This is a genomic window from Brenneria nigrifluens DSM 30175 = ATCC 13028 (assembly GCF_005484965.1).
Taxonomy (GTDB): Bacteria; Pseudomonadota; Gammaproteobacteria; order Enterobacterales; family Enterobacteriaceae; genus Brenneria; species Brenneria nigrifluens.
Genome location: NZ_CP034036.1, coordinates 1232866 through 1239664, shown reverse-complemented (window position 1 = coordinate 1239664; position 6799 = coordinate 1232866). Strand labels below are relative to the sequence as shown.

Sequence of the window (6799 nt, the reverse complement as noted above, 5' to 3'; positions counted from 1 at the left end):
TTAAAATTAAATTAGCCGGAAAATTATTAATATCGCAACCGTTCACGGAAATAGGAATAATCACAAAATCAACATTTGTGAAGGAAAATAACACCATGTCCTCTAACAAATATAGATTCTCTACATTACTTTTCATTACCGCTTTTACTAATTATACTCACGCGGATACTATTCAGGATGCAATTAAACACTCGCTCAATACCCATCCTGAAGTTAGCGCCTCAATTAATAGCCGTTTCTCTGCCGATCATGATTTACGTGCGGCCAAAGGAGCATATCTTCCTTCCGTAACGTTAAATGCCGGTATCGGCCGTGAAGAAACGGACAGCGCCTCGACGCGTTCCAGCGGCAATCACCGTGTCGAATTGAGGCGCAGCGAATCCGGCATCAACGTCAGCCAGATGGTTTTTGACGGTTTTGCCACTTCCAGCGAGGTCGGGCGGCAACGGGCCACGGTGAATTCCCGAGCCTATAACGTGCTGAGCTCCAGCGAAACCACAGCATTGGATGCCGTGCAGGTTTACCTTGATGTGTTACAGCGCCAGGAATTTGTCCGTCTCGCGGAAGCCAATCTTGCCAACCATGAACGTATCTACGATCAGATAAAGCTGCGTAGTGAGCAGGGCGTCGGTCGCCTTGCCGATCTGGAGCAGGCGGAAGCCCGTCTGGCCCAGGCCCGTAATAACGTATTGACGGAAAAAACCAATCTCGATGACGCCCGGACCAATTACTATAGCGTGGTCGGTAAAGAGCCGGATAATCTTGCTGTTCCGAACGATGCCACCATTACCCTACCCGTTTCGCTGGAAGAAGCTCGCCGCATCATGCTGGCGAATAATCCGACGTTAAAATCCGCCGAATCCGACATTGAGGCGACTACACAGCAGTACGAAGCGGCAAAATCCACCTTTTACCCGCGGGTAAATATTGAGCTGGCGCGCAGTATGGATAACAACGTCGATGGCGCTCGCGGTCACAACAACGAATGGCAGGCGATGTTAAGAATGCGCTACAATCTGTACGAAGGCGGTAGCGGTAAAGCTAATATGGAATCAAAGGCTTATCAAATCAAAGAGGCGCAGGACATAAGAAATAACTCCCTGAGACTGCTTAATGAAGAGCTGCGCCTGGCATGGTCTGCTTTAAATAATGCTCGTCAGCAGTTGCCTATCGCCGCAGAATATGCCGAGCGCAGCAGGAGAGTACGCACCGCTTACCAGAAACAGTTCAGCCTGGGTGAAAGAACGCTGCTGGACTTGCTGGACAGTGAAAATGAGCTATTTACCGCACAGAGACGCCTGGAGGAAGTTCGATTTACTGCCCTGTTTAGCGAATATCGGATAAAATCACGTATGGGGAATTTATTAAATAGTTTATCAATCCCTGCGCCGACGGCTGGTAATAGTCTGACTAACGTGACGACTCACGCAGAATTACCCGGATTGAATTAATCTATTGGACTATTCGATACCGATAAACCATGTTTGGTATATCGATGTCCCATTTCGCAGGTAGGGAAACCGCCTATTTGCCTATTATCAACTGCAGAGATGCGTTGCGTAAGGAAAAATTCAGCTAAATGAAGTTGCATTCTGCTCACGATACCAATAACCCTGATGAATCGGTTGCCCATGAACATAGCGATCCTCGTAGCCGTCATGACGATCCATTGTTGGATAGTTTGCTGATACTTTGTTCTTTACAGGGTAAATCAGTCAGTAGAGCAACGTTAACCGCCGGATTACCCCTTGCCAACCAGCGCCTGTCGGTAAAATTACTCTCCAGGGCCGCAGCGCGCGCAGGATTGCAAGGCAGAGTGCTTAAGCGCCCGCTGGACAAAATTGCTGCCATGTCGCTTCCGGCGATGTTGCTATTGCGTGAGGGAGGAGCGGCAATTTTACTGGGCTGGAATGCCGACGGCAGCGCCCGCATCATGCCCAGTGAAACGGAAGGCGGGGAAATTACCGTCGATCGCCATACATTGCAGCAGAACTATCTGGGGCTGGTGATGTTCGCCCAACCCCGCCATCAGTTTGATATCCAGTCCGACTCCCTGATCCCCCGCACCAAATCCTGGTTCAAGGATACGCTCAAACTGTCGCGTTTTCTTTACATGGACGCGGTGCTCGCCAGCTTGCTGATTAATATCATCGCCCTGGCGACGCCGCTGTTTATTATGAATGTCTATGACCGGGTGGTTCCCAATCAGGCGACGGCAACCTTATGGGTGTTGGCGATTGGCATTACCGGGGCGTTTATTTTTGATTTGATATTGAAAACGCTGCGCGGCATTTGTCTTGATATCGCCGGCAAAAAAACCGATCTGATTATTTCAGCCACACTGTTTGAACGCATCACCGGCATGTCGATGAAAGCCCGTCCGGCTCGGGTGGGTAACTTTGCTCAAAATATCCATGAGTTTCAATCGCTCAGAGACTTTCTTTCTTCGTTAACGCTGACAACCCTTATTGATTTCCCCTTCACATTATTGCTGCTGCTGGTTATCGGTATTATCGGCGGGCCGTTGGTCTGGGTTTCCATACTCGCCTACCCTATCGCTTTACTGGCCAGTTGGGCGTTACAAAGGCCGCTAACGTCAGCCATTGAAAAAACCATGCATCTTGCCAGTGAGCGGCAGGCAACGCTGATCGAAACATTGAGCAGTCTCGATGCGATAAAAGTTAACAACGCGGAAAGCGAACGACAATATCAGTGGGAACAAACCATAGGAAGCCTTAGTCGGCTGGAAATGCACGCCAAGACGCTGTCATCGCTGGCGGTTAATCTGACCCAGTGGATCCAGCAATTTGCAGGCGTCGCCATCATTGTGGTCGGCGTATATCTGTTAATTAACGGCAAACTCAGCATGGGGGGATTAATCGCCTGCTATATGCTGAATGGCCGGGCGCTGATACCGCTGGGACAACTGTCCGGGCTGGTTACCCGTTACCAGCAAGCCCGTCTGACGATGGACACGACGGAACAAATGATGCAGTTGCCGCAGGAACGCAGTGATAATGAACGCCCATTGAAGCGGGAAAGCATTCGCGGCAGCATCGAGTTTCGCGATGTGTCGTTCAATTATCCCGAGCAGAAAAACAGCTCTCTGCAGGGGATAAATATCGCCATCGCGGCGGGTGAGAAAGTCGGCATTATCGGGCGCAGCGGCTCGGGTAAGAGCTCGCTGCAGAAACTGATTGTCAATCTCTATCAGGCCAATGCCGGTAATATTCTTATCGATGGCGTGGATGTACGCCAGTTGGATGTCAGCGATCTCCGGCACAATATCGGCTATGTTCCGCAGGACATTCAGCTGTTCAGCGGGTCGCTGCGCGATAACCTGGTCAGCGGAGCCCGCTACGTTGAAGATGAAACCATGCTGCAGGCGGCAGAGATAGCAGGCGTTAATGAATTTGCCCGCCTGCATCCGGATGGTTACAACCTGCAGGTTGGTGAGCGCGGTCAGCAGCTCTCCGGCGGCCAGCGCCAGGCGGTCGCACTAGCCAGAGCCCTGTTGCTCGATCCGCCGATTCTAATTTTTGACGAACCCACCAGTTCCATGGATAACACCAGTGAAGATCGGTTGAAAAATGCGTTGGCGCCCGTGGTCGCCAATAAAACGCTGTTATTGGTGACGCACCGGGCGTCCATGCTGTCGCTGGTCGATCGTTTGGTTATTGTTGATAAAGGACGCATTATTGCCGATGGTCCGAAGGCCATCGTGATGGATGCCTTAAAGAAAGGACAGATCAATGCGTCTCGTTGAATATGCTACGCGCATCAGGCGTTATTTTGTCGGGCGTGACGACGACGACCTTCAGGCCATGACCGCAGTCAGTAATGCCATGGTGGAAGACTCCCCCCGGGTTATTCGCATCACGCTATGGAGCATCGGCGCCTTTTTCCTGTTTTTCATCCTATGGGCGGCATTTGCCAACGTAGACGAAGTCACCCGCGGTGACGGTAAGGCGATACCGTCCTCGCGGTTACAAAAGATTCAGAACCTCGAAGGCGGTATTGTCACCGAACTATTTATCCATGAAGGTCAGGTGGTTCAGGCCGGCGATCCACTACTGCGGCTTGACGATACCCGTTTTGCCTCCAACGTAGGAGAAACCGAAGCAGACCGGCTGGCTTTGATTTTGCGGATTGAGCGCCTGAATGCCGAAATTAACGATCGTGATTTAACGTTATCAGCCAATATAGCCGAACTGTCGCCGGAAGTGGCCAACGGCGAGCGGGAGTTATATAACAGCAGACGTCAGCAATTCCACAATGAAATATCCGGGTTGGAAGAACAACTGATACAACGCCGGCAGGAGTTGCGGGATTTCTCCGCCAAACAGACCCAGTTCCGCAACAGCCTGAATCTGCTGCAGCAAGAAATCAGGATGTCTGAGCCACTAATCGCCGAAGGCGCCATCTCCAAAGTGGAAGTGCTGCGCCTGCGGCGCGCCGAAGTGGAAACCAAAGGCCAGCTTGAATCCGTCACGCTGTCTATTCCCCGAGCCGAATCGGCCATCAAAGAGATCGAGAACAAGATTCAGGAGACCAGAGGACGTTATAAAAGCGAGGCTTTAGTGCAGTTGAACGAGGCCCAGACTAACCTGAACAAAATCACCGCCACCGGCAAGGCACTGGAAGACCGGGTTAATCGTACGCTGGTCGTTTCACCGGTACGCGGTATTGTGCAGCAAATTCTGGTTAATACCATTGGCGGCGTGATTCAGCCAGGAAGTGATTTAGTGGAGATTGTTCCGCTGGATGACAACTTGCTGGTCGAGACCAGAATCCGTCCTCAGGATATCGCTTTTCTCCATCCCGGTCAGGAAGCCATTATTAAATTCACCGCTTATGATTACACTATCTATGGCGGGCTGAAAGGTCAGTTGGTGCAAATTAGTCCGGATACGGTGACGGATAAAGACGGCAATAGTTTTTATATTATTCGTTTGCGTACGGATAAAAACTATCTGGGAAGCGCTGAGAAACCGCTGCTTATTATTCCCGGCATGGTGGCATCGGTTGATATCATGACAGGGAAGAAAACGATCCTCAGCTACCTGTTGAAACCTATCATCCGCGCCCGGGCCGAATCACTGCGGGAAAGATAAATGGGAAACGCTCTTCCGCATTGAGAGCGATTTTATTCAACCCACGCCGCCATCGCGTTATTGATGGTTATTCGAATCATGATAAATTTGCGTCTGACTACGCCCCATCGCTTTTGCCTGATACATAGCGGAGTCCGCATTAATTGCCAGAGTCAGGGAATCGGTGCCGTGCTCCGGATACAGCGCGATGCCGATGCTACAGGATATATCAAGTTTTTTCCCTTCGATATCAAAGGGTTCATTTAAAGCGTGATGAATCTTATCAGCAACATACAGCGTGTTGTCGACTTCCTTGATACCTTGCAGCAAGATAATAAACTCATCGCCGCTGCGCCGATATACCGTATCGGAATCTCTTACCGCACTGCGCATCCGCACTGCCGCTTCTTTTAATAACAAATCGCCGACCGCATGTCCGAAAGAATCATTTATCTGTTTAAATTTATCCAGATCGAGGAACATCAACGCAATCTTTCTGCCGGTTTGCTTGGACAACAATATCGCCTGCTCCATTTGCTCCGCAAACGTTAAACCATTCGCCAGCGACGTCAATGAATCATAATGCGCCAACTGGCGGTAGTGCTCTTCGCTGCGGCGCAGCATATCAATAGCCCGGTATCGTTCAATGGCGATAGAGATGAGCTGGGCAGATTTTTCGATAGAAAAAATTTCTTCATCATTAGGAACATATACTTTTCGGTGATAAACACTCAGCACGCCTAATACTTCTTTGTTCTGCCCATAAATGGGTTCAGACCAGCATGATCGCAAACCTGCGTATAAAGCCAGGCCTTTATAAAGAGACCAGTGGGGATGAGTAGAGATATCATCCGCTATTACGCGTTTTCCAGTATAAGCTGCCGTTCCAAAGGAGGCGACGCCATCGGCAATCTTGACGTTATGAATCGCGTTTTTATAGAAACCCGGTAAACTGGGGGCCGACCCTAACGTCAGGCATTTCTTGTCTTTATCAACCAGCAATACCGAACATACGATACGGCCGGGATTTTTTTCTTCCACGCTAAAGATAATCGCATCAAGAATATCTTTTAACGGCGCCCCGCTTGATAAAAGCTCTAATGCCCGATTATAGGAGTTATCATGATGCTCTTGCGTTTTTCTCTCGGTGATATCAAGCTTAACGCCAACGTATTGAGTTGAATTGTTTGCTTTATTATATATTTTAACGATATTGGCCTTTTCCCAATACAGCTGTCCATCTTTTCGGCGGTTAACAAACTCGCCGCTCCAAATATCGCCTTTATTTATGGTCGACCAAAGATCCTCATAGACAGCCGCGTTAGTCATACCTGATTTTAATATATTCGTTTTTTTGCCAATAACTTCGTCCAGCATATAGCCGGACATGGTAATAAACTGCCGATTAACGTAAATAATTTCACAATTTTCATCCGCGATCATAATAGAAGCAGGACTATATTCCGTCGCAAAGAAAATCATGTTTAGAAAATCTTGTTTTTTCTGCTCAGAGTTAAACTTTTGTTTTATTTTTCTATTCTTTACAGAAGAAAAAAATATAACTAGTAGTAATATGGTTATTATAATTTCATACACAATAACACTCTCCTCAGGCCCGAGCGGTCCTGATCGTACTAATCACAGCACTGATGACGAAAAATCCCGGTAACAGATCCCTATCCCGTCGATTTTCAGGATTGGCACAT

The 6799-nt window shown here is 48.9% G+C and carries 4 protein-coding genes; 3 read left to right on the top strand and 1 reads right to left on the bottom strand.

Going from position 1 to position 6799, the window contains the following annotated elements; all coding sequences use genetic code 11:
- The first annotated feature begins 95 nt into the window (after window positions 1-95).
- From EH206_RS05745 to EH206_RS05735, 3 genes are all read left to right on the top strand, one after another.
- Window positions 96-1451 carry a TolC family outer membrane protein gene (locus EH206_RS05745; protein ID WP_009111847.1) on the top strand — a complete coding sequence of 452 codons (1356 nt, stop codon included), beginning with the start codon at window positions 96-98 and terminating at the stop codon, window positions 1449-1451.
- 128 nt (window positions 1452-1579) lie between these two features.
- Complete coding sequence (locus tag EH206_RS05740) at window positions 1580-3766, top strand: type I secretion system permease/ATPase (protein WP_009111846.1); 2187 nt, start codon at window positions 1580-1582, stop codon at window positions 3764-3766.
- Complete coding sequence (locus tag EH206_RS05735) at window positions 3753-5114, top strand: HlyD family type I secretion periplasmic adaptor subunit (protein ID WP_009111845.1); 1362 nt, start codon at window positions 3753-3755, stop codon at window positions 5112-5114. Before EH206_RS05740 ends, EH206_RS05735 begins: the two co-directional genes overlap by 14 nt.
- A 57-nt stretch (window positions 5115-5171) precedes the next feature.
- On the opposite strand, the gene EH206_RS05730 is transcribed toward EH206_RS05735, so the two are convergent.
- On the bottom strand, window positions 5172-6689 hold the full coding sequence (locus tag EH206_RS05730; RefSeq protein ID WP_009111844.1) for a sensor domain-containing protein: 1518 nt from the start codon (window positions 6687-6689) through the stop codon (window positions 5172-5174).
- Window positions 6690-6799: the final 110 nt, after the last annotated feature.

What these genes read in the sequence shown, in the direction of transcription:
- EH206_RS05745 (WP_009111847.1), top strand. Translation starts at nt 96, where the DNA reads ATGTCCTCTAACAAATATAGATTCTCTACATTACTTTTCATTACCGCT.
- EH206_RS05740 (WP_009111846.1), top strand. Translation starts at nt 1,580, where the DNA reads ATGAAGTTGCATTCTGCTCACGATACCAATAACCCTGATGAATCGGTT.
- EH206_RS05735 (WP_009111845.1), top strand. Translation starts at nt 3,753, where the DNA reads ATGCGTCTCGTTGAATATGCTACGCGCATCAGGCGTTATTTTGTCGGG.